We start from the raw sequence: 25801 nt of genomic DNA, 5'->3' as shown, positions 1-25801 counted from the left end.
CCCGATGGCTGACTATGATTTCGACCTGTTTGTCATCGGCGCTGGTTCTGGCGGTGTGCGCGCCGCGCGGATGGCCTCGCTGTCGGGTGCCAAGGTCGCCGTGGCCGAGGAGTACCGCGTGGGCGGCACCTGCGTGGTGCGCGGCTGCGTGCCCAAGAAGTTCATGGTCTATGCCAGCGAGGTCTCCAGCCAACTGAAGACCGCCAAGGGCTATGGCTGGAGCGTCGGCGAGGCGTCGTTCGACTGGACACGTTTCCTGCACGACAAGGACGTTGAGATCGCCCGCCTGTCGGGAATCTATGTCACCAACCTGCAAAAGGCCGGGGCGCACCTGCTGCATGGCAAGGCGGTGGTGATCGACGCCCATACCGTCGAGGTGCTGGCCAAGGAGGGTAGCCCGGACGGGGGAAGCTACACCGCCCGCAAGATCCTGATCGCCACGGGCGGTCGTCCGACCCGCCCCGACTTTCCGGGCGCCGAGCTGGGCATGACCTCGGACGAGGCCTTCCACCTGGCCGACCTGCCCAAGCGGGTGCTTGTGGTGGGCGGCGGCTATATCGCGGTCGAGTTCGCCGGCATCTATAACGGCCTGGGTGTTGAGACGACGCTGCTCTATCGCGGTGCCAACATCCTGCGCGGCTTCGACGACGACGTGCGTGCGCATCTGGCCGATGAACTGGAAAAGCGCGGAATCAAGGTGGTGCTGGGCTGCTCGCACGAGAGCCTCGAGCAGACCGAGGCCGGCCTCGTCAGCCATCTCAACAACGGCCTGACCTTCGAGACCGACGCGGTGATGTTCGCCACGGGGCGCGAGCCCTATGTCGAGGGGCTGGGCCTGGACGCCGTGGGCGTGAAGCTGAATGAGCGCGGCGCCATCGTGGTGGATCAGCACTCCAGGACCAGTGTCGACAGCATCTGGGCGGTCGGCGACGTCACCGACCGGATCAACCTGACGCCGGTGGCCATTCGCGAGGGCGCGGCCTTCGCCCAGACCGAATTCTACAACAACCCGACCAGTTTTGATCACGACCTGGTCGCCTCGGCCGTGTTCTCGCAGCCGCCGGTCGGGGTAGTGGGGATGAGCGAGGCCGAGGCGCGCCACGCTTTCGGCAAGGTCGACATCTATCGCTCGGTCTTCCGGCCGATGAAGGTCACCTTCTATGGTGGGCAGGAGCGCTGCCTGATCAAGCTGGTGGTCAAGCAGGACGACCAGACGGTGGTCGGTGTGCATGTGGTGGGGCCTGACTCGCCCGAGATCATCCAGATGGCCGCCATTGCCGTGAAGATGGGCGTGACAAAGGCCCAGTGGGACTCGACCTGCGCGGTACATCCCACCCTAGCTGAAGAGTTGGTGACGATGCGCGAGAAGTATGTCCCCGCCGACGTCGGCGGCGCCGGATGAAGCCTGACGTTCTGGGACGCTACCGCGAGCCGTGGCTTGGTGGCGTCGTCATCTTTCTTGCGGTGATGACGCCGCTGGTCGGCTATCTGGCGCCGCTGGGCTTTGCACCTCTGCTGGCCCTGTGCGGTCTGCTGGCCGCGCCGGCCCTTGCCCAGCATCGTGACATCTCTCCGCCGTCGCATGTGCTGGTGTTGCTGGCCCTTTGGGCGTTGATCAGTCTCGCCTGGAGCCCAGCCTCGCACGGGCTGGCCGACATCAAGGACTATGGCGACCTGGAGTCGATCACCGGTATGAAGCTGTTGCTGCAACTGGCCCTGTATGGCGCGGCTGTTGCGGGCATGGGCTATCTGTCGCAAGGCGCGGCAGAGCGCGGTGCCATGGCCCTGGCCATCGGCGTTCTGGTGCTGGGCCTGCTGGTGGGTCTGGACGGCGCCAGCGGCGCTGCGTTCTATCAGCGTCTGCGCGAAATGATCGGCGACCCGATCCGTCCCGACCTGGCGCGGGTCAAGGTGTCCATCGCCACCTATGCCCTGGCGCTATTGTTCTGGCCTGCGGCGCGCATCCTGGTGTGGCGCGGCTGGGCGGGCTTGGGCTTTATTCTGCTGATCGCCATTGCGGGGGGATCTTTCGCCCTCAGCTCGGACGCCGTTCTGGCGGCTCTGGCGGCTAGCGCACTGGTCTGGATGCTGGTTCGGTTTACCGGCAAGTTCGGGGCCCGCGTCCTTGTGGCGCTGGTGGCGGCACCTTTCGTGTTCGCGCCACTGCTGGTGGTGACCGGCGTCAGGCAGGGTGTTTTCGCGACCCTGCACCGCATGGTTCCCGCCTCGTGGGACGCCCGTCTGGATATCTGGGCGTTCGCGGCCGGCAATATCCAGCTGCACCCGATCCGCGGCTGGGGGCTGGACGCCAGCCGCCTGTTCGGTCCGGCCATCCCGTTGCACACCCATAATGCGGCCCTTCAGATCTGGCTGGAACTGGGCGCGGTGGGGGCCGCGCTGGTCGGCGTCTTCTTCGCCGTCCTGGCCTACGGGATCGTTCGCCTGACCGAGCAGTCCCGGGCGCTGGGGGCGATGGCGGCGGCCGCCCTCACATCCTATATCGTCATCGGCGGACTGAGTTTCGGGGTCTGGCAGGAGTGGTGGCTGGCGCTGGGCGCCTTGACCCTGATCGCTTGCAACCTGGCGCAGAAGGTTACGGTCACATCCGGGTTGGATGAGGACGAACTTGCCCCGCTGAGCTAAAGTGCAGCCTTATCGCCGCATGATTTTGCCTTTTCCATCTCGTTGCGGTAAAAGCCGCTCCCTTTGAAGTTATCGAGCCTGTCATGACCACGCGTTGGACCCCCGCCACCTGGAGAGCAAAACCCGCCAAGCACATCCCGTCCGACTATCCGGATGCGGGTGCCGTGGAACGGGTCGAGCAGACGCTTCGCCAGATGCCGCCGCTGGTGTTTGCGGGCGAGGCGCGCCGTCTCAAGAGCCTGCTGGGTGATGTGGCCGAAGGCCGCGCCTTCCTGTTGCAGGGCGGCGACTGCGCCGAGAGCTTCAAGGAATTCCACGCCGACAATATCCGCGACACCTTCCGTCTGATCCTGCAGATGGCGGTGGTGCTGACCTTTGCCGGCGGCAAGCCGGTGGTGAAGGTGGGCCGGATCGCCGGCCAGTTCGCCAAGCCGCGTTCTGAGCCGATCGAGACCATCGACGGCGTGACCCTGCCGTCCTATCGCGGCGACAACATCAACGGCATGGACTTCACCGCCGAGGAGCGCGCGCCCGATCCGGATCGCCTGCTGAAAGCCTATGGCCAGTCGGCCTCGACCCTGAACCTGCTGCGCGCCTTCGCCAACGGCGGCTATGCCGACCTGCACAACATTCACCGCTGGACCCTGGGCTTCGTCGGCGACAGCCCGCAGGGCGCGCGTTACCGCGAGCTCAGCGAAAAGATCAGCGAAAGCCTGGCCTTCATGGCGGCCATCGGCGTCACGCCCGAGAGCCATCCGGGTCTGCACCAGGTGGAGTTCTTCACCAGCCACGAAGCCCTGCTGCTGGGCTTTGAAGAGGCCATGACCCGCGTCGATAGCACCTCGGGCGACTGGTACGACACCAGCGCCCACCTGCTGTGGATCGGCGAGCGCACCCGTCAGCTGGACGGCGCGCACATCGAGTTCATGCGCGGCGTCAAGAACCCGATCGGCCTCAAGTGCGGTCCCACCATGGAAGGCGACGATCTGCTGCGCCTGATCGATGTGCTGAACCCGCACAACGAGCCGGGCCGCCTGACCCTGTACGGCCGTTTTGGCTCCGACAAGATCGCTGACCGCCTGCCGCGCCTGATGAAGGCGACCAAGGCTGCCGGCCGTTCAGTGGTCTGGGCTACCGATCCGATGCACGGCAACACGCTGAAAGCCTCGACCGGCTACAAGACCCGGCCATTCGACCGCATCCTTTCGGAAGTGAAGTCGTTCGTCGAGATCGCCCATGCCGAAGGCGTTCACCCCGGCGGCGTCCATCTGGAAATGACCGGTCAGAACGTCACCGAGTGCCTGGGCGGCGCGCGGGCGGTGTCGGAAGGCGATCTCGCCGACCGCTACCACACCCATTGCGATCCGCGTCTGAACGGCGAGCAGGCCCTGGAACTGGCCTTCCTGGTGGCCGAGAAGCTGAAGTCGGATCGCGACGATCAGCGTCGTCAGGCGGCGGGCTGAGCCTGAAACCGCGCCGCTCTGGCGCGTTGTCATCGCTGGGTATAGCCTCGTCATTCTGTGAGGAGGCGAAGGCCTATGTCGGGGCTCACCATGTCTCGCAGGGGCCTAGCTGCCCTGGCGACGAGTTTGTTTTCGGCACCCGCCTGGGCGTCCGAGATTGCCTCGCAAGCCGCGCCGCCGCCAGACAGTCTGCGCTATCTCGACCCGTCGCGCCGCCTGACCGTGCAGACCATGGTCAACGGGCAGGGGCCGTATGCCTTTCTGGTGGACACCGGTGCCGACCGTTCCGCGATTTCCAGTGATCTGGCCGACGCCCTGGGGCTGGCGCGCCAGGGGCGGGTGACGGTTCACAGCATCGCAGGGGTGCAGACGGTCGACACTGTCCAGATCCAGTCCCTGGCGGTAGGGCGCCGTTCGCGCAGGGCGATGACGATGTCGGTTCTACCAGCCAATCACCTCGGCGCAGCCGGCTTGCTGGGGCTGGAATGGCTGGGCGACAGCAGCCTGGTGCTGGATTTCGAGGGTCGCAAGATGCGGGTGGGCGCAGCGCTGCCCTTTCCGGATTCCCAGACCGTCGTGGTGAAGACGCGCACCCGTGGCGGCGGTCTGACACTGATCGACGCGCTCATTCCCGGGGCTCGCGTTCTGGCGTTCCTGGACAGCGGTTCGACCACCACGGTTGGCAACCTGGCCCTGCTGGAGGCGGCCCGGCGCGAGCGGGCTATTGTCGGCGACGTCGTAGAAATCGAGTTGCGTAGCGTGACAGGTCAGACGCTGACTGGACGCCTTGCGGTCCTCAGCAAACTCACCTTGGGCAAGATAGCGCTGCGCAACGTGCCGCTTGTCGTCGGACCCGTCCACACATTTGACTATTGGGGCATGCAACAGCAGCCGGCGATCCTGATCGGCGCAGACATTCTGCAGAAATTCCAGACCGTAGCCCTGGATTTCCGGCGAGGCGAAGTAAGGTTCCGGATCGCCAAGCGCGGCTGAACCGAGCGCGCAAGCCAGTTTCGACAAACCCTGCACCGCGTCTTGACCCGCCGCGCGGCGCTCTCCAATGGTTGTTTGAATGGAGGGCTCCAATGCGGTTGCAGGCTAGGTTGAAGCGCGAATGGCAGTTCCTGAAGGGGCTGACCCGCACGCTCAAGCGCGTGAAGTCCATCGCTCCCGAGAGCGCCAACCTGATTTGCGACGACCTTGAGGCGGCGGTGGACCGCTGGTCGGCCAGCCCGGCCATCACCTTCGAGGGCAAGACGATCACCTATGGCGAACTGGACGTCATGGCCAATCGTTACGCCCATTGGGCCAAGGGGCTGGGGATCACGCGCGGTCAGACCGTGGCCCTGTTCATGCCCAACCGTATCGAATATCTGGCCATCTGGTATGGCCTGTCGAAGGTTGGCGTCGCGACGGCCCTGATTAACAATCAGTTGACCGGCCCGGCCCTGGCCCACTGCCTCAACATCTCCCAGGCCCTGCACTGCATCGTCGATCCCGAGACCTCGCCCTGTTTCGAGGCGGTCAAGTCCAGCCTGGAGCGGCACGTCCAGCAGTGGGTGCTGGGGCCGGTGCACGACGAACAGCGCGACCTGGTCAAGGCGCTCAAGGGCTGCAGCCATCTGCGTCCTGACCGTGTGACGGCGCGCGACGGCCTGACCGCCAAGGACACAGCGCTCTACATCTTCACCAGCGGCACCACGGGCCTGCCCAAGGCGGCCCGCATCACCCACATGCGCACCCAGCTCTATATGCGCGGCTTTGCCGGTTCGACCGGCGCCAGGGCCAGTGACCGCATCTACGTGACCCTGCCGCTGTATCACGCCACCGGCGGCTTGTGCGCCATGGGGGCGGGCCTGCTGAACGGCGGCTCGATCGTCCTGAAGAAGAAGTTCTCCGCGACCCAGTTCTGGAGCGATATCCGCGCCGAGAACTGCACCATGTTCGTCTATATCGGCGAGCTGTGCCGCTACCTGGCCAACCAGCCCGTCAGCGACGAGGATCGCAACCACAAGATCCGCCTGATCTTCGGCAACGGTCTGCGTCCCGACGTCTGGGACGACATGATGGATCGCTTCAAGGTGGGCGGCGTGCTGGAGTTCTATGGCGCGACCGAGGGCAATGTCTCGTTCTTCAACTTCGACGGCCGTCGCGGGGCCATCGGGCGTCTGCCGGGCTATCTGAAGAAGAAGTTCAACATCAGGATCGTCAAGTTCGACGTCGAAACCGAAATGCCGATCCGGGGTACCGACGGCTGCTGCATCGAAGTGGCCCCCGGCGAGGTGGGCGAGTGCATCGGCCATATCGCCAACGACGCCCGCTCCAACTTCACCGGCTACGCCGACAAGGCGGCCACCGAGAAGAAGGTGCTGCACGACGTGTTCGACAAGGGCGACGCCTGGTTCCGGACCGGCGACCTGATGCGTATGGACGGCGACGGCTATATCTATTTCGTCGACCGCATCGGCGACACCTTCCGCTGGAAGGGCGAGAATGTCGCTACCAGCGAGGTGGCCGAACGCCTGGCCAGCGTGCCGGGCGTGCTGGAGATCAATGTCTATGGCGTCAAGATCGGCGACCTGGACGGCAAGGCTGGCATGGCCTCGCTGGTGGTCGGGCCCGAGTTCGACATCTCGACCCTGGCCGAGCATGTCGACCGCGAGATTCCTTCCTATGCCCGGCCTATCTTTGTGCGTCTGCAGGGCGAGATCGAGACCACTGGCACCTTCAAATACCGCAAGATCGACCTTGTCACCGAGGGCTTTGACCCCGCCCTGGTCAAGGACCCGCTCTATTTCCGCGACCCGGCCAAGGGCTATGTGAAGATCACCAAGGCGGTCCACACCAAGCTGATGGCAGGCGGCTACAAGCTCTGAAAAAGAACTTTACATCTTAAAGTGAATGGCCTATCTCCAGTCCCATCGAGGCTGAGGATTTGCCATGACCGACGAGATGAAGGCCATTCGCGACGATATCGCGTTCATGCGGGCCCTGGCAGAAGAGGGGCGTCAGGCGCCCTTGCTCGGGGGCTCCATGCTGGTCACCGCAGGCGCCGTCTATGGAACGGCGAGCCTTGCGCAGTGGGCGATCCTCGCCGAGGTCCTACACGTCCCTTCGGCTGCGCTGCTGGTGGTGTGGATCACCGCATTCGTGCTGCACATCATCATGATCAACGTGCTGAAGCGGGGCATGACCACCAAGCCCGGTGCGGGCTCGACGGGCAATCGCGCGATGCGCAATGCCTGGATGGGCGTGGGCTGGGGCTGTTTCGTCATCTTCTTCGCCCTGGGCGTGGCCAGCTGGAAGACCCGCGACATCAACCTGATCAACTTCTCGCCGTCGATCGTTCTGGCGCTCTACGGCTCGGCTTGGTCCGTCGCTGCGGCAATGTCTCGCGCGACCTGGCTGAAGTTTGTCGCGATCGCCTCCTTTGTTGGCGCGGTCCTGATGGCGGGGATGATGGGCAGCACCTGGATCTGGCTGGCCTATGCCGCAGCCCTCTATCTGCTGGCGATGGTTCCGGGCCTGGTGCTGATGCGCCAGGAGCCATCCGACATCGTCTAGAGCCCTTTCCGACCTGATGGCTTCATCATGGTCGGGCGAAAAGGGCTCTAAATCAGAAGTTTAGAGCATTTTTCGATCCGATAACCGTTTCACACTTATCGGAAAAATGCTCTAGGCCCCCATCCTGCCGGCACCGCGAACGGGCCGTCGTGGACGGGCTGAATATCCGAAGTTGAGGGCGTTTCATGACCCGCTCGCTGTTTGGCGCGGGGCAGCGAACACTCCAGGAGAGCGACATGGACGATTTTGAAATCGACCACATCGACGACGTCATCCACGGCCGGGTACGGCTCGGGATCATGGCCTTCCTGTCCGGGGCCGAGGTCTCCGACTTCAACGCCCTGAAGGCCAAGCTGTCGGTCACCGACGGCAACCTGTCGGTTCACCTGCGCAAGCTCGAGGACGCCGGCTATGTGGCCATCGAGAAGAGCTTTGTTGGTCGCAAGCCCCTGACGCGGGTCGGTCTGACCGAGAGCGGTCGTACGGCGTTTGGGCTCTATCTCGACGCCATCGGCAAACTGGTCGAGGCCCGCTGAAAACAGATCGTCCCGAGCCGCCTTTTGCCCGTATCTTGGTTCAGTGGGCAGGGTGGAGCAGGGCATGTCGGAACGGTCGATGACGCGACGGGTAGGGCTTACCGCCCTTGCGGGGTCCTTCGCGGCGGCCTGTTCGCCTCTCTCCATGTTTGCGACCCTGACGCCGAAGGACGCCGCGCGGGTCCCGCTGCAGGGCCAGGCCTACGGTCCCGGACCGCGCCAGAAACTGGACGTGTTTGCGCCGCCCGAGGCGGCAGGCTCCGAACCGGTCGCCGTCTTCTTCTATGGCGGCTCCTGGGATTCTGGCCGCCGCAGCGACTATGCCTGGGCCGGTCGGGCCCTGGCCGCGCAAGGCTTCCTGACTGTCGTCCCCGACTACCGCCTGTTCCCGCAGGTGCGGTTTCCGGACTTTCTGGAAGACTGCGCCGCCTCGGTGCGCTGGGTGGTCGACAATGCGGCGGCGCTGGGAGGAGACCCGCGCCGGGTCGTTCTGATCGGCCACTCGGCCGGTGCCTACAATGCCGCCATGCTGGCGCTGGACCCCACCTTTCTGAAGGCTGCAGGGGTCGATCCGGGCGTGGTGCGTGGCCTGGGCGGCCTGTCAGGGCCCTATGACTTCCTGCCGCTCGACGGGCCCATCACGCGCCAAACCTTCGGCGAGGCCCCCGATCTGCTGGCGACCCAGCCGATCCGCCGGGTCCGTTCCGATGCCCCGCCGGCCTTTCTGGCCACGGGCGATGCCGATACTACCGTCTTTCCGCGCAACACCCGCAAGCTCGCCTCAGCCCTGCGCGAGGCTGGGGTGAAGGTCGAGGAACGGCACTATGCCGGCCTGAACCACGCCGACACTGTTCTGGCCCTGTCGCGGCCGTTCCGGGGCAAGACCCCGTTGCTGGCCGAGATGACGGCCTTCCTCAAGGCCGCCGTGGCCTGACGCAGGCCGTTAGCTGCAGGTCCCGCCGTTCAACTTGCGCTGATAGGCTTCGGCCAGGCTCAGATAGGGCGGCAGGAAGGTCTGCAAGGCCACCGGGCGGCCATCGCTGGTCTGGCCCGCCACGCCGGCCCGCATCTCGAAATGCAGGTGGATGGTGGTGGGCGTGCCGCCAAAGTCGTTGGACACCTTGCCGATATTCTGGCCCGCCACGACCTTGGTTCCTTCCGTCACCGCCAGGGTGCTCATCTGCAGGTGCAGGTAGCGATAGGTGAAGTGCGGGGCGGCCTTGCCCACCAGGGTGACGGTGTAGGTCCCGACGTCGGTGATGGTGCCGGCCTCGGTCGCCACGGCCCAGTGCTCATTCTTCTTGCAGGCGGCGGGGCGGATGTCCTGGCCCTGGTGGCCGGTTCCCGATCCGCACAGCGGGTTGGACCGCGAGCGCGCCTCGCAGAAATTGTCGCGCCAGGGCAGGCTGTAGTTGAGGCTGTCGCACTGGCTGGGCTTGCCGGCCGGACCCATGCCGCCGCCGGGGCCATAGACCTGGGAATTGGCGAAGCCGGCGTCCTTCAATGGCCAGCACATGCCCGGCGCCCAGACCGTGCGGTCAAGATAGCCCGAGCCCTGGCCTGATGGCAGAACGCCGGCCGGGCTGTGGTCGAAGGTGGCGGGCGAGGGCGCGGGCGGGGTCTCGGGCTGCACCGGAGGGCCGGGGCTGGGCGGCAGGGGCTCGGAGGCTTCCTGCTCGGCGCCGCCGTCGGCGGGGGTGTCTTCGGCCTGGGGCGGACCCGGCTCGGCTGACGGCGGCTTGGGCGGGCCGTCGGCGGGCTTGGGCGTCTTGGGATCGCAGGCCGACAGGGCCAGGGTCGCTGTCAGCAGCAGGAGCAGGCGGGGGAGGGGGGCGGCGGCCATCGGCTCAGCCCCCCAGACCGGCTTCGGCGCGGGCCGCTGCGCCCAGCACCACCGTGGTGGTCTTGCCCACCAGGCCCAGCACATAGTTGTCGTCGGTGCAGCGCAGGTCGCCCGGCGCGTCGCAGCGGATCTCGACGGTGTAGAGCACGCCATAGCGCACGAAGCTGGCCAGCTGGCCGTCCACCGTGCGCTGCACGGTCAGAAACTCCGGCGCAGCAGCCTCGATCTTCAGCGGTGTGGTCGAGGGCAGGGGCACGACAGCCGTGGTTCCACTGAGCGATATGCCCGCGCCCGGCGCGTCGGCGGTGATCGTGTAATAGTCGCCGAAGCTGTAGATTCGCGCTCCGCCCGTCAGCTTGGCGTCGTTGGGCAGCAGGATCGGCACCCGGGTGGCGTCCACCTCGGCCTTGTCCAGATTACCTGCCAGGGTGTCTGAGGCCCCGCCGCTCTGGCGCAGGCCGCCCACCGCGCCCTGCCAGTCGACCCGGCCCTGGGCCCTTTGCCGGACGAAGGCCGCCGTCGGCGCGCGCACCGCCGTCAGCGCCGAAGCGCCGTCTTCGGTGCGCACCTGGGCGGTGACGCCCGTGACGATGGCTGCCCCCAACCCCGTCGTGGCGACCAGCACGGCCGCCGCCAGTATCCATCGTCCGTTACGCATGGCCCCCACCGCATAACCTCGTTCGGCCAACCCTAGACCGGATCTGTGACGTTGTTAACCTTTTCGGGTCTCTCCCTGCGATTGAACGACAAGGGGTTCGTGTCTATATGGCCGGACGGATTTGGGCCCTGTGTGTGGCGGCTCCGAATAGACCCAGTTTTTTCAAGGGGATGCAGGTAACGCCATGCTTCTGACCATGCTCAAGGCCAAGCTTCACCGGGCCACCGTGACCCAGGCCGATCTGGACTATGAAGGCTCGATCGCCATCGACCGCGACCTGCTGGACGCCTCGGGCATCCTGCCCAACGAGCAGGTTGATGTACTGAACATCACCAATGGCGCGCGCTTCACCACCTATGCCATCGAGGCGCCGCGCGGCTCCAAGGTGATCGGCGTCAACGGTGCCGCCGCCCGGCTGGTCCAGAAGAACGACACCGTCATCATCGTCACCTACTGCCAGCTGGCTGCCGAAGAGGCCCGTAATTATGCGCCGACCGTGGTCCTGCTGGACGACGGCAACCGCATCAAGTCGGCCGCCTGACCATGCGTCGCCTGGCCGGCCTGATCCTGATCGCCGGCCTGCTGGCCGGCTGCTCGCCCAAGCTGCCCGACGGGGTGGACGAGAGCGTCCTGACCGCCGCCGTCGGCCGGGCCATCGGCTCGCCCTCGACCTGCGTGCTGATCACGGATGCAGGTGGCAAGCTGGTCTGGCGGGGCGGGGGTTATGTGACCTGCTCGCGCAACCTGCCCACCTGCGCCGGCGGTGCCGAGGTGACGGCCGAGACGGTCCTGAAGACCGCGCTTGGCAAGCCGGCCCGCTTCATCAGCTGCCCCACCAGCGCCAACGGCGCCACGACCGTAGGCTGGGCCATGGGCCCGGTGCCCACCGGCGAAGGCCAGCCACCGCGCAACCTGACCTATGTGGCCGTCATGGAAGGCGAACGCGCCCTGCCGGGCCGCGAAGTGCAGGACCGCGTCGAGCGGGCGTTTAAGAAGGCTGGGTTCTAGGCAGAGAGGGCGTTGACCCGCCGCGCTGCCCCCTCAGTCGCTCCGCGACAGCTCCCCCAGTGGGGGAGCATCTTGCTCGGCGTTCGTTAGATCCTCCCCTTTTGGGGGAGGTGGCCCAAAGGGCCGGAGGGGGCAACGCGGGGGGGGGGGGGGCAGGTCTGAACGCCTGTATGCTTTACCGCGCCATCTCGTAGGTCGCCGAGACGTCGATCCGCACCTTCAGCTCACCGCTCGCCACGGGGGTTGAGTCGGCCATCTCGCGCTTGGCCATGGCAAAGACCGCCAGGGGCTGGGGCGCGGGGCTATAGCCGCCGCCTTCGCCCAGATTGACCAGGCGCACCACCTTGTAGCCGGTGGCCTTGGCATAGAGGTCGGCCTTGGCCTGCAGGGCCTTCACCGCTTCCAGCCGGGCAGCGTCCTCGGCGGCCTGGGGATTTTGTAGGCCAAAGCTGATGCCGCCGATGGTGTTGGCACCGGCACTGACCGTAGCGTCCACCGCCTGGCCCAGGCGTGCCAGTTCACGCACCGTCACTGTCACCTGGTTGCTGGCCTGATAGCCGGTCAGCTTGGGCGGCAGGTTCTGTTCATAGGCATATTGGGCATTGAGGTTCAGGCCCGAGGTCTGGATGTCGCGCTCGGCGATCCCGGCCTTGCGCAGGGCGGCGATTACCTGGGTCATGCGCGCGCTGTTGGCCTTCAGGGCCTCGGCGGCGGTGGCGTTCTCGGTCTGCACCCCCAGCGAGATCGTCGCCATGTCGGGCGCGATGCGGGTCTCGCCAAAGGCGGCCAGGCTGAAGGTGGTGGCGCGGAAGGCCGCGTCCGGCGCGCTCTGGGCCATGGCAGGGGCGGCGGCCATCGCGCCGAAGAAGGCGGCGGGGATAAAGGCGGCGCCGGCGATGCGGGCGGTCAAGGACGTCATGGCTGCAAGTCTCCTTTAGGGTCGGTCGGAAAGCTCGCCGGCCCGCTTAGGGTTCCCTGATGACAAGTCCAACCTGAACGGGACCTTTAAGCCGCGTTGTCCCCGTGCTAACTGCCGCTTCCTCCCGCCCGTCGCGGCCCCGGGGGCCTGTAGCTCAATGGTTAGAGCCGACCGCTCATAACGGTCTGGTTGGGGGTTCGAGTCCCTCCGGGCCTACCACATCTATTTTGGCGTGGTGGAAATGGGTTTGTGTCCCTGTGGCGAGGTGCAGGTCAGCGCCTCGTGACTCGCTTTTCCAGTGGCAGGCATCATTCGCCCGGAATCCGCAGCCCATGCTGCTGAAGCGCCAGTCTTGACGCACTGTCGAACGTTGACGGGGCCACGCAAGCAGGCCTCTTTGCTTTTGGAAAGGTTCCCGTGCAGGTTGTTCACGGGAGCGCTGAATGAGCCTGACGCAAATCGCCTGTTTCGCCGACTTGACCGAGGCCCAGATCGCGGCGTCGCGCCTGCGTGCCGAGGGGTTCACTGTACTGGTGCAGAACGAGCACTGGGGCTCCGCCAATGTCTTGATGAGCACCGCCATGGGCGGGTTTCCGCTGTGGGCGCCGGCCAGCGAGGCCGAGGCGGCGAGGGGTGTCGTCGCGGACCTTCGCCACGGGGAGCCTTTGCCCCTGGATGCCGACGACCAGATCGAACGCGCTCCGACCCCGGCGGTGGAGGGGCTGGCGCGCACGGGTCTTGCCCTGTTCCTGGCCCTGACGTTCGGGGCGGCCGCAGGCTTGCTGGTGGCGGGGGGCACCGGCCGCCGCAGCGCCTTGCTGGCTGTTGGGGGATGGACCGCTGCGATCCTCTGCAGCGTCTGGGGACTTCTGGTACTGCTGGCCGGTCTCGGCTTCTGACGGGCATGGTCCGCAGCCTGAATGACCGACCAGCGGTTGCGGTGCGGACTTCCGATCTCTCAGGGCTTCGTCTACAGAAGAGAAATCGACCATGGGCGGTCGCCAGGACCAGGAATTGAGTGATGCAAGAAGCGACCACCCTCACCGCCGGCCTGGACATGAGCCGCGTCAAATCCCGCCACGTGACCCAGTGGCGCGGAACCGAGGTGGTCTTCTGCGACTGGAACCACCCGATGGTCCATGAACAGCCGATCGACTACCTGCTGGATCGCTACAGCCGCACCTACCACTGGGATCGGCTGATCACGCCGGGCTCGCTGTGCATCGACGTCGGCGCGCACTGCGGCGACACAACCATTCCGATGGGCGTCTACGCCTATGACCACGCGGCCGGCCGGCCCGGCAAGGTTCTGGCGGTTGAGCCCAATCGCGACGTCTTTCCCGTGCTGGAGATCAACACCGCCCTGAACAGCCGATGGGCGGACTTTCGGCTGTCGACCAACGCCATCACCAAGCAAGACGGCGAGATGGTCGAACTGCTCGACCACGACAACGAGAACTGCAACGGCGGCCTGGTGGACGCCAATTTCTCCGAGGCCCTCCAGGCCCAGATGCGCGGCCTGGCGACGACGCGGACCCTGGTGGAGGGCGCGCGATTGGAAACCCTCGCCAAAAAGCACTTCACCAGCGCCGAGCTTTCGACCCTGACGTTCATCAAGACCGACTGCGAAGGCTACGACAAGGAGATCCTGCGGGCCTCCAAGGACTTCCTGGTGGAGTACAAGCCCTATCTGTTCGTTGAGTGGTTCGACCTGTTCCCCGCCATGGAGGATCATGACGACTTCTTCGCGGCGATCGACGAGATCGGCTATGTCAGCCTCGATCCCGAGACCCTGCAGTCCCTGGATCGGAGCGTGAAGCTGGCGGACCTGCTGCTGGTGCACAGGACCAAGCAGTCGGCGATCGCCGACCTCTGAACCAGCGGCTGGGCCGGCTCCAGGCCGCGGCGGCCACCGCCTCGGCCGTGGTCCGGACTCTTTTTAGAGCCGATCGGACGAGGCGCTGGTGCCAGAGCCCCGTCATGCCGACGAACTTGCGATCTCGTATGGCTGTGCGGCGGCCGCAGGGCCGAGCGGCGCGCACCGTGGCCTGACCGGCCAGTCCTGGGCCTCGAGACAGTTGATCCGCCTGCCGCATCAGGACCAGGGCGCTTCCTGTCGGCCTGCCGGGGAGGTCCTGCACCTGACCGGACACCTCGACGACTGACCCTTGCGCGGGTTCTGATGGGCCGTACAGTGGGTGCTACAGACGACCATAGAAAGTGTCGTGCAGTTGAGCGATGATGCCCTCGTCAACCTGCCCTTCGGAGTCGTGTGACCGATTCGGCTAAGCCATCAAGCATCACGCCCCTGCTGTATTATCTACAGTAAGCTGTGGGGCAATATCGCCGTTCATTGGTGAACTATCAAAATCGTTTTGTATGACCTACGCAGTAATCTGTCCGGCGCGGTGAACGGTATCGTTGGTTTTTGCGCCTCGAAAGTCTTTAAGTTCAATCACACTTAGGTCAGGGTGCCTGATATGTTCGTCACTTACGCGCAAAACTTCGAAGATGTTATGCTGTGGCGGGCCCTGGGCCATGTTCACCAAGGCTTCTATATTGACGTCGGGGCGAACGACCCTGACAACGAGTCTGTCACGCGAGCCTTCTATGAGCGTGACTGGAGTGGCGTGAACATCGAGCCAAGCCCTGTGGCATATGCGGCTTTGGTCGCCAAGCGGCCAAGGGACCTGAACCTTAACGTAGCCTGCGGCCGCGCCAGTGGTTTCGCCGATCTGGTGATCGCGGATGAAAACGAGGCGCTCGCTACGATCGAGCCAGCGATGGTGGAGCTGCATCGTTTTGCCGGGCGGACCACAAACTCTAGCCACCGGGTCGAGGTGGTGCGCCTTCAGGACGTAGCCGAAGCCCATGCCGGAGGGCGGGATGTCCACTTCCTTAAGGTCGACGTCGAAGGGCACGAATGCGCGGTGTTTGAAGGCGTTGACCTGATGCGGTGGCGGCCCTGGATCATCGTCGCAGAGGCCCACAGCGAAGACTTTACTGCGACACACTACAAGCCTTGGGACGACCTGATCCAAGCCCAGGATTACAGCTTCGTCTACGACGACGGTCTAAACCGCTTTTACCTTGCGAGCGAGCGCGTGAAAGATCTCGGACATGCGTTTACCAGGCCGCCAAACGTATATGATCGTTGGGTTAGGGCCACTTAAACCAGCTTTTGCCCTGCTGGAGGTCTCGGGCGCAGTCTTAGCGGCCTGAGCCGAGTTCTATGTTGAATAGACACACACGCTGATTTCTGTGTCAGTCGGTCCATCTTGCGACGGCAACGCTGGCGTTTTCAGCGTTGCTGTCGTTCTGCCTTGCCCATACCCCACCGGGCTACTCCCCCCTAGGGGAGGCCCGCCCGGAGCGATTGAGGGGGGGCTGCGCTGGCATTTCAGGTCGCCAGCGCAGGCCAAGCGACCCCTAGATGAACATGAAGTCGTCCGCCGTCACCGAGGGCTTGCCGTCGAGCGTAGCGATGACGACGCGGTCGGCGTGGTCGCCGCCGTTGGCGTCGTAGAAGACGACGCCGGCCTCATAGCCGATCATGGCGCCTTCGACGCCGCCGAAGACGCTGACGCCGCCGAAGGTGCTGCTCTTGATCACGATCAGGTCTTCGCCGTGGGTGAAGTCGGTGATCCGGTCGGCGGCGCCGCCGAGGGTGTCGAACACGAAGAGATCCGAGCCGCCCTTGCCGGTCAGACGGTCGCCGCCGCCCTGACCGTTGAGCACGTCGTCGGCTGCGCCGCCCCACAGGGTGTCATTGCCCGCCCCACCTCGGATGGCGGTTCCGGTGCTGCTGGCGAAGCCGGTAAAGGCGCCTTCGCCGGTGAAGATCAGGGCCTCGACGTTCTTCGACGCCACTGCCGTGTTCAGGTCGGTCAGGATGGTGTCGAAGCCGCCGCCCTTGGCGTCTTCAAAGGCATAGTCGCCGATGTTGTCGAACACATAGACATCGTCACCCCAACCGCCGAACAGCAGGTCAACGCCCGCGCCGCCGTCCAGGGTGTCGTGGCCGTAGCTGCCATAGATGGCGTTGTTCAGGGCATTGCCGTGGACATAGGTTGCGCCTTCGCCGGTGGCGCGGAAGGCCTCGACGTTCTTGGGCATGACATAGAATGACAGGCTGGAGCGGATGGTGTCGAAGCCCGACTGTGCGCCGCCGCCCTCAATGATGAGGTTTCTCGTCGTGGAGACGACATAGGTGTCGTTGCCTGCGCCGCCGGTCATCAGGATGGCCACGCCGGTCGAATAGCCGTCGGAGATCACGTCGTGGCCCAGCGACCCGGTGATGGCCACGGTGGAGGCGCCGCCCGTCAGATGCAGGCCCTGTGACTTCAGGCGCCCGATCAGGGCCTCGATCGACTGGTCGCCCACATCGAAGCTGACGCTGGTCGTGACGGTGTCAAAGCCCTGGCCGGCGACCTCGATGACCTTGTCGGTCGATTTGTCGACCACATAGAAGTCCGAGCCCCGGCCGCCATACATCCAGGTCGGGCCAGTTGCGGCGACCAGCAGGTCTGTCCGGTTGGTGCCGGTGAGAACGGTAACGTCGACCATGGTTTTCTCCGGAGCAGGTCAAGTAGGTCCGCCACATTTTTGGGCGGAGCTGCCTCTTGATTGCCACGAGCCTCAACCTTTGCGGTTGGGTTTCACCGTGCGGGCGCGTAGGTTGGTAAACGCGTCTCGTATTTGGGGAAATTTAACCACGCCTTCGCGACGGGCGGGAAAGTCTGGCTGGACGGATCAGAGCGCTAGCGCCGCCGCCTCGTCCCGCTTGCCACCGCGCTGGACGATCTGCAGCGCGCCGTCGGGCAGGGGGCGCTGCAGTCCGGTCGCCTCGGACCAGGGCGCGCGGAGCCAGGTGTCGCGTTCCTCGGCCGTGGTCAGGATGACGGGCATGGCCTTGGGGTGGATGGCGGCGACCTCGGCACTGGGGTCGGTGGTCAGGAAGCCGAACAGGTCGGCAGTGACCTCGCCCTCCTTCAGCTTGCGCACACTGGTCCAGCGGGTCCAGAGGCCGGCAAAGACGGCCAGCGGGCGGTCTTCACCAAGGGCGAACCAGATGTCGCCGCCTTCGGCCTTGTTGAACTCGCTGAAGCTGGAGAAGGGCACGAGGCAGCGGTGTTCCGGCCCAAGCCAGCGCCGCCAGTGCGGGCTCTTGGTGTTGCGGATATTGGTGACCCCGGGATCGGTCTTCTTGCCTTCGAGGGCAAACTGCGGCGAGGGCATGCCCCAGCGGGCCTGGAGCAGTTCGCGCTCGCCCGCCTGCGTCTGGCGCACGATCGGGGCGGCATAGTCCGGGAAGATGCCCGGCATGTCCGGCTGGTTGATGGGCTGCAACAGGGCCCGGGTCAGGGCGACGACCTCGGCCTGGGTGCGGCGCATGGCGTAGAGGTTGCACACGGCTCAGTCGGCTCCGGTGGCCATCCGGGTGGCAAGACCGACCTTTTCCGAGGTCTTGTTGAACTTTGCTGCCACGGCGGCCTGCAGGTCGATGCCCAGTTGCATGGCGATCAGGTCGGCGCAGATGATCACGTCGGCCAGTTCCTCGGCCAGCTCCGCCAGCGAGGCGCGCGAGCCGGCGATGCCCATCCGCTCGCGCTCGAGTTTCTTGATCAGGTTACAGGCCTCGCCCACCTCGCCGGCCAGTTCGTTGCCGCGATAGGACAGGCTGATCTGGCTGTCCGTGTCCCACTCGGCCTGGCGGGCGATATTGGCGGCGCGCAGGGTGGGGTGGGGCTCGGCCGGGTTCATCTCAGCGCGCCTGTTCCAGCAGCCGGCCTACGGCGGCGCGGAGGATGGCGATGGCTTCCTCGACCGAGCGGCCCTGTTCGCGACGCAGGCGCGACCAGGCCTCGAAGCTGAGCAGCAGGTCGAGGGTTTCGACTGTCAGGGTGTCGGCCGCAACGGCGGCCGGCAGTTCGCGGTCGAGGATCTTGCGTAGCGCCTTGACCAGCCGGCCGCTGTCGGCGTCGAGAAAGCGTGAGCGGTGGCGATAGGCCTCCGAGGCATGCTTGAACGGCGCGATCCTCTCAAAGCCGAAGGCTCGCCGGTCGACCAGTTCCAGCACCCGGTCCTTCCAGTCGGTGGAGCGGAAGGGCGTTTTGATCACGGCCCGCAGCTGTTCCTCGATGACCTGGGACATCTCGCTGTAGAGGCTGTCCATGTCCTTGAAGTGCCGGAACACGGTGCGCAGCCCGACATCGGCGCGGGCCGCCACCTGCTCGGCGCTGGGCGACATGTCGCCGGACCGGATGATCTCGAGCATGGCCGTGACGATGCGGGCCCGGTTGTCCTGACCGCGACGACGGCGACCGTCGGTCTCTTCGACGGACTCCTCGGCCGGAGCGCCTGTTTCCTGGATCACGCCATATCACCTGCATGCCTGATGGATCTGAACCCATAGGCGTGCCTGATCCGGCACGCCAGCGCTACGGGGTCAGCGGATCATTTTCAGGCGATCCGAACGCGTGATTTTGTCCGAACCCGCTGGAAGACTGATGAAATCACCGTCACGCCCGATGCGCAACTCGCCCTTGAACAGGGTCCGTGAGCGGCCCAGGAACGGGCCTTCGAGGGCCTCGACCGGCAGGGCCGGAACGATGTGGCTGAGCAGCAGGTAGCGGACGCCGGCCCGCTGGGCCAGCTCGGCCGCCTGTTCGGGGCTGGTGTGATAGCCGGGAATGTCACTGAAGATCTTGACCAGGCGCGGACGGTCTGCCGTCTGGGCGGCCCGCTGTTGCAGGGCGGTGAGTTCCGGCGACAGGGCCTCGTGCACCAGCAGATCGGCCCCCTTGGCGGCGGCTTCGACCCGGGCCGAGGGCGCGGTATCGCCGCTGATCACGACGGTGCGGCCCTTGTAGGTGAAGGCATAGCCCACAGCCGGACTGACCGGGTCATGATGCACGGGGAAGGCCGTGACCTTCAGGTCGGGTTCGTTGATCAGGACGAGGTCCGGCTGGTCCTGGCCGGCGGTGAACGGCATGGCCGTGCCGCCAAAGCCCGAGGGCGGGATCGTCGCGGCGCCGTGATGGGCCACCCGGTAGCCCTGGTCCTGGCGATAGGCCTGCATGAAGCCGTCCAGCACCGTCTGGACGCCTTCGGGCCCGTAGACGGGCACGGGAACCGGGTTGCCGCTGCCGGCCCAGCGCTGCAGCAGCACCTCGCCCAGGCCGTCGATATGGTCCGAGTGGAAATGGGTCAGGAAGACGCCGTCGATGCGGGCAGGGGCCAGGTTCATCATGGCCAGGTTGCGGGCCGCGCCGCTGCCCGCATCGATGACGAACAGCCGCTTGCCGGCCAGGACGGCCGTGCATGGGCCCATGCGTTTGGGGTCCGGTAGCGGGCCGCCGGCTCCGCACAGGCCGACATGCAGCCCGTCAGGCAGCCCATCATCGGGCGCGCGGGCCATGGCCTTGACGTAGAGCTTCTCGATGGCGGTCGTGGCCAGCCGTCCGCGTACGAGCCAGGCACCGGCCCCCAGCAGGACAGCGGCCGACAGGACGGCAAGGATGATCCTGGTTCCGGTTTTCATCCCGGGCTCTCCCTCTGAGGGCGGGCTTGACCCCGCTGCGATGTAGTGACACGCATATTGCCAATATGCTTGGCGCTTGCCGGCAGATTGTCAATGGGAGGCATGCAAATGCAGGTACTGAGGACACCCGACGACCGGTTCGAGGCGCTGGCGGACTGGCCGTTTGCGCCGCACTACGCCACGATCACCGACGCCGACGGCACAGAGATGCGCCTGCACTATGTAGACGAGGGGGCGCCCGACGCCCCCGTGGTGCTGCTGATGCACGGCGAGCCGTCCTGGGCCTATCTGTATCGCAAGATCATCGCCGGGCTGGTGGCCAGGGGGCACCGGGTGATCGCGCCCGATCTGATCGGCTTTGGCCGCTCCGACAAGCCCGCCGCCCGCGCCGACTACACCTATGAGCGGCACGTGGCCTGGATGAGCCAGTGGCTGACGGACCTGGATCTGACGGGGGTCACCCTGTTCTGCCAGGACTGGGGCGGCCTGCTGGGCCTGCGGCTGGTTGCAGCCTTCCCACAGCGGTTCGCGGCCGTGGCGGTCGGAAATACAGGCCTGCCCATCGGCTCGGGCATGACCGACGGCTTCAAGGCCTGGCTGGATTTCAGCCAGAACACCCCGGTGATGCCGATCGGCCTGATCGTCAACATGGGCACGGGCCGTGAATTGTCACCCGAGGAAATCGCCGCCTATGACGCGCCGTTCCCCGACGAGACCTTCAAGGAGGGCGCGCGGCAGTTTCCGACCCTGGTGCCGGTGACGCCCGAGCACGGCTCGGTGGCGGAGAACAAGGCCGCCTGGACGGTGCTGGCGCAGTTCGACAAGCCCTTCCTGACCGCCTTCAGCGACGGCGACGCCGTGACCAAGGGCGGCGAGGCCATCTTCAAGGACAAGGTGCCTGGCGCGGCGGGGCAGCCGCACGTCATCCTGCCCGGCGGCCACTTCCTGCAGGAAGACAGCCCCGAGGCCATCACCGACCTGATCGACGGCCTCGTCCGTCGCGCCCAGGCCTGAGGAGGCCGAAGATGCAGGTCAAGAACGCTGTCTACCCGCCCGGTCCACAGGCCATGGCGTTTTCAGCGCGGAGGAGGAAGGCCCCGCGCGACAGCTGAACATCCGGACCAAGGAGGGGTTCTAGCCGGCCGGTGATGGGATTGGGCGCAAACCTAGATGGTTGTCTAGGTTTGTGCTAGTGGGTGTCATGGCAACCGTTTTCTACAGCCGTCGCCGATACAGGGTGGCGGTCAATTCGAACGATCATCCGCCGCCCCACGTCCATGCTTTTGGCAAGGGCCGGGAAGCCCGATTCAGGTTTGTCTGCCCTGACGGACCCGTCGAGCTTTGGGATCATGCAGGCGGTTGGACCCTGGCTCAGCTCAATGAACTGGGGCGGGAAATCGCTGATAACATTGCCGGTTGCTGCGACAGTTGGAGCAAGATCCATGGCTGAATTCAAAACCCTGGATGAAATCGCGTTCAAGACAAGTGCTCGTCGCGGCAAGGCGGCCTTGAGCCGTCCCCACGCCGTTGCTGCGCGGTTCGACAAGCGGTCTTGCCGCGTGATCATCACGCTCAATACCGGAATTTTCTTCGGCATTGACCCAAAGGACGTCCCGGCTCTGGCAACGGCTACGCCCGAAGAGCTGACAGGCGTATCGGTGCAGGGCCTGGGGAGCAGCTTGCATTTCCCAGATCTTGATGCGGATTTTTCTGTGGCGGGTCTTTTGGAGCCTTTTGTCGGCCAGCTTGACTGGGCGCGCCGTGAAAGCCGCGCCCTGGCATCGCGCAATAACGGCAAGCTGGGTGGTCGCCCGCGTCGTCAAAGTCCGGAGCTTGTCCCCTAACCTTAGGGATGGGCGCGCCAAAGCTATTGGAGCCGTGTGACGCGCCCTGTTGCCGTCAATTGTTCCAGTAGATGAACTCGTCCGTCGGTTTATCGGCGGCGTTCAGGGGGTGGTCGATGCTGATCGCGCCGCGCAGCAGCGAGGGCCAGGTCGGCTTGATATTGCTCTTGTCGCGCTGGACCAGCAGGGCCTTCAACTCGGCCACCTTGGCCGGATTGGCGGTGGTGAGGTTCTTCTGCTCGGTCGGATCGGTGGCCAGATCGAACAGCCACAGCTTTTCGCCGGCACCGTCTGGCAGGGTCAGCTGCTGCAGCTTCCAGTCGCCCGCCCGCACCATGCGATAGTCGCCCGAGCGCCAGAACAGGGCCTGATGGGGCCGGGCGGTGTTCTGGCCGGTCAGGTGCGGGATCAGGTTGACGCCGTCGATGGGCCGATCGGTCGGCACGGCCGCGCCGGCCGCCCCGGCAGCGGTGGCGAACATGTCGATATGGCCCACGGGGCTGTTGAACTTCGCCCCCGCCGGCAGGGCCTTGGGCCATTTCATGTAGTAGGGCACGCGCACGCCGCCCTCGAAGAAGGTGGCCTTCCAGCCGCGATAGGGGCTGTTGATCTGCGGCAGGCCCACATAGTGAGCGCCGCCGTTATCGCTGGTGAAGACCACCAGGGTGTTGTCGTCCAGTCCCTGGTCCTTCAGCGTCTGCAGCACCCGGCCGACATTGCGGTCGAGGTTGCGAACCATGGCCCCATAGACCCGCAGGCGGTGGTCCTTGATCTGGGGCAGGGCGTCATAGTCGGCCTTGGGGGCCTGAAGCGGCGTGTGGGGGGCGTTGTAGGCCAGGTAGAGGAAAAACGGCTGGTTGCGGTTGGCCTTGATCGTCGCGATAGCCTGATCCGACAGATAGTCGGTCATGAAGCCCTGGGCCTGCATCATCGGCTGGCCGTTGTACTGCACGGTGTAGGGCAGGTTGGCCCACAGGAACTTGTCGATCGGGTCGAAGTCCTGCTTGGAGTTGACGACGCCGGGGTCGGTCTCGGGCTGGAACATCGAGGCGCCGGAGATGAAGCCCAGGCTTTCGTCGAACCCCTGATCCTCGGGCCTTGAACCCTTGGAGCCGCCCAGGTGCCACTTGCCCAGGTGCACAGTGTGGTAGCCCCGGGTCTTGAGGACCTCGGCAATGGTCACTTCCGAGGTCGGGACGGCCAGCTCGTCCATCGGCGGCATGTCCCTGGCCTCTGCCTTGTTGAAGTGCGGCGGGTGCAGCGCGCCCGGCGAGCGAAAGCTGCCGACCAGCCGCGAGAAGCCGACCGGGGTCGGGGTGAACTCAAAGCCGAAGCGGGTGGGGTAGCGGCCGGTCATCATGGCCGCGCGCGACGGCGAGCAGGTCGCGTTGCCGGCATAGCCGTTTGTCAGGTCGACCCCGCCCTGGGCGATCGAGTCGATATTGGGCGTCTTGACCAGACCGCCCGCAATGCCGCCGCCGTTCAGGCTGACGTCGTTATAGCCCAGGTCGTCAGCCAGGATGAAGATGACATTGGGAGGCCGCTGGTCCGCCGGTATGGCAGGCTGAGCCGGGCCCTCCTGCCAGGCCACGGGTTTGTTCTCCGTACCCTTGGGAACCATCATCCGCCCGATATGGTAGATCAGGAAGTCGCGGCCGAGCCACGCGCTGGCCAGGACCGTCGCCAAAACGCCCAGGGCAATGCCCGCCCATTTCAGAACCCGCATCCCGGCCTCCCCGCCGCTGCGCCGGACTTTTCGCCCATGCGCCGATGGGAGGAGGCTACATAGTGGCACGCATTATGTCGATAGTGTTTTGCGCGCCTTCAGGCCCTGCTGGTCCAGCCGCCACTTGAACTGGTCGAAGCGGTCCTGGCCGAAGAAGGCCTCGCCGTTGAAAGCGATCATCGGAACGCCATAGTGACCGGCCGCGCGCTGGGCGACCTGGCTGGTCTCGACGACGCCGGCCAGCCGCTCGGCTTCCTGGTCGGCCATGGCCGACAGGGTGTCCCAGTCGAGCCCGGCCCGTTCGGCGGCGCGGGCGATGTGGTCGCCCTCGGGCCAGTTGTCGACCTCGCCGCTCCAGATCACGTGGCCGACCGCGTGCAGGAAGGGCAGGCCCCGGCCCAGCTCAGCGGCCGCCACGCCCAGATGGGTCAGCCGGTGAATGTGCGGCTGCTCCTTGGGATAGGTGCGGGTGGCATAGTCCATCTTGACCGGATCCGGGATCGGCCAGCGGAACGGCAGGCCCAGGAACGCCGCCTCGCGGTGGATGTCCTGCATGAAATAGCTGAACCACAATGGATCGCGGGTTTCGAAGAACTCGGGCGTGCGCACGGCCAGCGGATAGACCGGCCGGATATTGCCGACCACGTCGAACTCCGCCTCCAGGGCCATCAGGCGATGGGTGATCATGTAGGAATAGGGCGAGCGGAAGGACCAGTAGAGGTCGTAGGCCAGGGTCATGGGTTTCCTCCCGCCATCTTGAAATAGTGGCATTAACAGTGCGACCATATCGCGAAATTGGGCGCGGTCCACCGTTCCCGCACGGGGAGGCGACAATGGTCTACAAGCTCTACGGCACGCCGGGCTCGCTCTACACGGCCAAGGCACGGTCCTATCTGATCAAGCAGGGCCTGGCGTTCGAGAACCGCTCGGTCGGCGATGCCCACTACCGGCAGCAGATCATGCCGCAGGTCGGGCGCTGGATCATGCCGGTGCTGGAAGCGCCCGACGGCACCCTGATCCAGGACGGGTCGGTGATCATCGCCACGCTGGAGGCGATGGGGCAGGGGCGCTGGCCGACCTTCCCCCAGACGCCCCGGCACCGGGTGATCGGCCAGATCTTCGAACTGTTCGGCGGCGAGGGCCTGCTGCGGCCGGCCATGCACTACCGCTGGAACTTCGATGCGATCAACCAGCCCTTCCTGAAGCGGGACTTCATCGCGACCCTGGCCCCCGGCGTGTCCGGAGAGGAGGGCGAGGCCGTCTATGCCAATGCCAGCCGCCGCATGCGGGCGGCCATGGCCTCGTTCGGGGTCAGTGAAGCCTCCATCCCGGCCATCGAAGCGGCCTATGAGCGCTTCCTCGACCTGTTCGACGCGCACCTGGCCCATGCGCCCTATCTGCTGGGCGGCTATCCGACGATCGGCGACTATGGCCTGATCGGGCCGCTCTTTGCCCATCTGTCGCGCGACACCCATCCCGGCCAGATCATGAAGCAGCGGGCCTGGCGGGTCTGGCGCTGGGTCGAGCGGATGCAGGCCGCCGATCTCGACACCGTCGAATACGGCCATCCGGAGCCGGCGCTGTTCGCCGACGACGGGGTTCCCGACACCCTGATGGCCCTGCTTCAGTTCATCGCCGAGGACTATCTGCCCGACATCACCGCCCAGGTCGGGTTCGTGCGCCAGTGGCTGGCCGAGCGCCCGGATCTGGAGCCCGGGACCAACGGCCTGGCGAGGCCCGGTGACCGGGTGATCGGCAAGGTGGCCCTTGAGTGGCGCGGCATCCCGATCGAGGTCGGCGTCCTGCCATACCGGCTCTACCTGCTGCAAAAGGTCCAGGATGCCGTCTCCGCTGCCGGGGACGCCTCGGTCGGGGCCATGCTGGAGGCGACCGGCCTGAGCCCGCTGGTCGACCTGAAGGCCCAGCGCCGGGTCGAGCGGCTGGGCCATCTGGAGGTCTGGGGACCCTGGCTGGAGGGGGCTTCCTGAAGCGCCCGCTTGCCACAACGACAAAGTGGCATTTATACTGCCACTATAACAACGAAACGGGGCGGA

The 25801-nt window shown here is 65.7% G+C and carries 28 protein-coding genes and 1 tRNA gene; 19 read left to right on the top strand and 10 right to left on the bottom strand.

The window, feature by feature from the left end:
• Positions 1-4: 4 nt before the first annotated feature.
• From gor to ACW179_RS19225, 8 genes are all read left to right on the top strand, one after another.
• Positions 5-1402 (top strand): glutathione-disulfide reductase, encoded by a 1398-nt coding sequence (gene gor, locus ACW179_RS19260; protein ID WP_492061117.1) that lies wholly within the window; start codon positions 5-7, stop codon positions 1400-1402.
• Entirely contained in the window at positions 1399-2643 is a 1245-nt protein-coding gene (locus tag ACW179_RS19255; protein WP_492061115.1) for an O-antigen ligase family protein, read from the top strand. Before gor ends, ACW179_RS19255 begins: the two co-directional genes overlap by 4 nt.
• 83 nt (positions 2644-2726) lie before the next feature.
• Positions 2727-4106: a class II 3-deoxy-7-phosphoheptulonate synthase gene (locus ACW179_RS19250; protein WP_492061113.1), complete on the top strand. Its 1380-nt coding sequence runs from the start codon at positions 2727-2729 to the stop codon at positions 4104-4106.
• 90 nt (positions 4107-4196) lie between these two features.
• Positions 4197-5099, top strand: a complete 903-nt coding sequence (locus ACW179_RS19245; RefSeq protein WP_492061110.1) for a retroviral-like aspartic protease family protein — start codon at positions 4197-4199, stop codon at positions 5097-5099.
• A gap of 92 nt (positions 5100-5191) precedes the next feature.
• Positions 5192-6982, top strand: coding sequence for a long-chain-acyl-CoA synthetase (locus tag ACW179_RS19240; protein WP_492061108.1), 1791 nt, complete (start codon positions 5192-5194; stop codon positions 6980-6982).
• A 64-nt stretch (positions 6983-7046) separates the two neighbouring features.
• The gene (locus ACW179_RS19235; RefSeq protein ID WP_492061106.1) at positions 7047-7670 is read left to right on the top strand and encodes a hypothetical protein; all 624 of its coding nucleotides are present in this window, start codon (positions 7047-7049) and stop codon (positions 7668-7670) included.
• 236 nt (positions 7671-7906) lie between these two features.
• Positions 7907-8206: a winged helix-turn-helix domain-containing protein gene (locus ACW179_RS19230; protein WP_492061104.1), complete on the top strand. Its 300-nt coding sequence runs from the start codon at positions 7907-7909 to the stop codon at positions 8204-8206.
• 145 nt (positions 8207-8351) lie between these two features.
• Entirely contained in the window at positions 8352-9140 is a 789-nt protein-coding gene (locus tag ACW179_RS19225) for an alpha/beta hydrolase (protein ID WP_492061102.1), read from the top strand.
• A gap of 9 nt (positions 9141-9149) precedes the next feature.
• Here ACW179_RS19225 and ACW179_RS19220 read toward each other — a convergent pair whose 3' ends face one another.
• Both ACW179_RS19220 and ACW179_RS19215 read right to left on the bottom strand, forming a co-directional pair.
• Positions 9150-10049: a M23 family metallopeptidase gene (locus ACW179_RS19220; RefSeq protein ID WP_492061100.1), complete on the bottom strand. Its 900-nt coding sequence runs from the start codon at positions 10047-10049 to the stop codon at positions 9150-9152.
• A 4-nt stretch (positions 10050-10053) separates the two neighbouring features.
• Entirely contained in the window at positions 10054-10707 is a 654-nt protein-coding gene (locus ACW179_RS19215; RefSeq protein ID WP_492061098.1) for a hypothetical protein, read from the bottom strand.
• Between the two features lie 184 nt (positions 10708-10891).
• Between ACW179_RS19215 and panD the strand changes: the two genes are divergently transcribed.
• Positions 10892-11248 (top strand): aspartate 1-decarboxylase, encoded by a 357-nt coding sequence (gene panD / locus ACW179_RS19210; protein WP_492061096.1) that lies wholly within the window; start codon positions 10892-10894, stop codon positions 11246-11248.
• Positions 11249-11250: 2 nt separating this feature from the next.
• Positions 11251-11715 carry a hypothetical protein gene (locus ACW179_RS19205; protein ID WP_492061094.1) on the top strand — a complete coding sequence of 155 codons (465 nt, stop codon included), beginning with the start codon at positions 11251-11253 and terminating at the stop codon, positions 11713-11715.
• A gap of 175 nt (positions 11716-11890) precedes the next feature.
• On the opposite strand, the gene ACW179_RS19200 is transcribed toward ACW179_RS19205, so the two are convergent.
• Complete coding sequence (locus ACW179_RS19200) at positions 11891-12634, bottom strand: SIMPL domain-containing protein (RefSeq protein WP_492061092.1); 744 nt, start codon at positions 12632-12634, stop codon at positions 11891-11893.
• 143 nt (positions 12635-12777) lie between these two features.
• On the opposite strand from ACW179_RS19200, the gene ACW179_RS19195 reads away from it, so the two are divergent.
• The 5 genes from ACW179_RS19195 to ACW179_RS19175 all read left to right on the top strand — a co-directional run bounded on the left by ACW179_RS19195 (position 12778) and on the right by ACW179_RS19175 (position 15807).
• A tRNA-Ile gene (locus ACW179_RS19195) sits at positions 12778-12853 on the top strand.
• A 224-nt stretch (positions 12854-13077) separates the two neighbouring features.
• The gene (locus ACW179_RS19190) at positions 13078-13533 is read left to right on the top strand and encodes a hypothetical protein (RefSeq protein ID WP_492061090.1); all 456 of its coding nucleotides are present in this window, start codon (positions 13078-13080) and stop codon (positions 13531-13533) included.
• Positions 13534-13655: 122 nt separating this feature from the next.
• Positions 13656-14510, top strand: coding sequence for an FkbM family methyltransferase (locus tag ACW179_RS19185; protein WP_492061088.1), 855 nt, complete (start codon positions 13656-13658; stop codon positions 14508-14510).
• Positions 14511-14598: 88 nt separating this feature from the next.
• Positions 14599-14799 (top strand): hypothetical protein, encoded by a 201-nt coding sequence (locus ACW179_RS19180; RefSeq protein WP_492061086.1) that lies wholly within the window; start codon positions 14599-14601, stop codon positions 14797-14799.
• Positions 14800-15114: 315 nt separating this feature from the next.
• Complete coding sequence (locus ACW179_RS19175) at positions 15115-15807, top strand: FkbM family methyltransferase (RefSeq protein WP_492061084.1); 693 nt, start codon at positions 15115-15117, stop codon at positions 15805-15807.
• A gap of 256 nt (positions 15808-16063) precedes the next feature.
• Here ACW179_RS19175 and ACW179_RS19170 read toward each other — a convergent pair whose 3' ends face one another.
• The 5 genes from ACW179_RS19170 to ACW179_RS19150 form a co-directional block, all read right to left on the bottom strand.
• The gene (locus ACW179_RS19170; protein ID WP_492061082.1) at positions 16064-17200 is read right to left on the bottom strand and encodes a calcium-binding protein; all 1137 of its coding nucleotides are present in this window, start codon (positions 17198-17200) and stop codon (positions 16064-16066) included.
• 186 nt (positions 17201-17386) lie between these two features.
• Positions 17387-18046, bottom strand: coding sequence for an SOS response-associated peptidase (locus ACW179_RS19165; protein ID WP_492061080.1), 660 nt, complete (start codon positions 18044-18046; stop codon positions 17387-17389).
• A 3-nt stretch (positions 18047-18049) separates the two neighbouring features.
• Entirely contained in the window at positions 18050-18397 is a 348-nt protein-coding gene (locus ACW179_RS19160; RefSeq protein ID WP_492061078.1) for a MazG-like family protein, read from the bottom strand.
• Position 18398: 1 nt separating this feature from the next.
• The gene (locus ACW179_RS19155) at positions 18399-19010 is read right to left on the bottom strand and encodes a TetR/AcrR family transcriptional regulator (protein WP_492061076.1); all 612 of its coding nucleotides are present in this window, start codon (positions 19008-19010) and stop codon (positions 18399-18401) included.
• Positions 19011-19082: 72 nt separating this feature from the next.
• The gene (locus ACW179_RS19150) at positions 19083-20177 is read right to left on the bottom strand and encodes an MBL fold metallo-hydrolase (protein ID WP_492061074.1); all 1095 of its coding nucleotides are present in this window, start codon (positions 20175-20177) and stop codon (positions 19083-19085) included.
• Positions 20178-20285: 108 nt separating this feature from the next.
• Between ACW179_RS19150 and ACW179_RS19145 the strand changes: the two genes are divergently transcribed.
• From ACW179_RS19145 to ACW179_RS19135, 3 genes are all read left to right on the top strand, one after another.
• Positions 20286-21191, top strand: a complete 906-nt coding sequence (locus ACW179_RS19145) for a haloalkane dehalogenase (protein WP_492061072.1) — start codon at positions 20286-20288, stop codon at positions 21189-21191.
• A 187-nt stretch (positions 21192-21378) separates the two neighbouring features.
• Positions 21379-21627, top strand: coding sequence for a DUF4160 domain-containing protein (locus tag ACW179_RS19140; RefSeq protein ID WP_492061070.1), 249 nt, complete (start codon positions 21379-21381; stop codon positions 21625-21627).
• Positions 21620-22021 (top strand): DUF2442 domain-containing protein, encoded by a 402-nt coding sequence (locus ACW179_RS19135; RefSeq protein WP_492061068.1) that lies wholly within the window; start codon positions 21620-21622, stop codon positions 22019-22021. Before ACW179_RS19140 ends, ACW179_RS19135 begins: the two co-directional genes overlap by 8 nt.
• A gap of 55 nt (positions 22022-22076) precedes the next feature.
• On the opposite strand, the gene ACW179_RS19130 is transcribed toward ACW179_RS19135, so the two are convergent.
• Both ACW179_RS19130 and ACW179_RS19125 read right to left on the bottom strand, forming a co-directional pair.
• The gene (locus tag ACW179_RS19130; protein WP_492061066.1) at positions 22077-23747 is read right to left on the bottom strand and encodes a sulfatase-like hydrolase/transferase; all 1671 of its coding nucleotides are present in this window, start codon (positions 23745-23747) and stop codon (positions 22077-22079) included.
• 72 nt (positions 23748-23819) lie between these two features.
• The gene (locus ACW179_RS19125; RefSeq protein ID WP_492061064.1) at positions 23820-24485 is read right to left on the bottom strand and encodes a 2-hydroxychromene-2-carboxylate isomerase; all 666 of its coding nucleotides are present in this window, start codon (positions 24483-24485) and stop codon (positions 23820-23822) included.
• A 95-nt stretch (positions 24486-24580) separates the two neighbouring features.
• On the opposite strand from ACW179_RS19125, the gene ACW179_RS19120 reads away from it, so the two are divergent.
• Positions 24581-25735 carry a glutathione S-transferase N-terminal domain-containing protein gene (locus ACW179_RS19120; protein ID WP_492061062.1) on the top strand — a complete coding sequence of 385 codons (1155 nt, stop codon included), beginning with the start codon at positions 24581-24583 and terminating at the stop codon, positions 25733-25735.
• Positions 25736-25801 lie beyond the last annotated feature (66 nt).

This window comes from Caulobacter sp. AVps18, assembly GCF_058681425.1.
The sequence above is the reverse complement of the archived record's forward strand: the minus strand, read 5'-3'. Positions and strand labels throughout refer to the sequence as shown.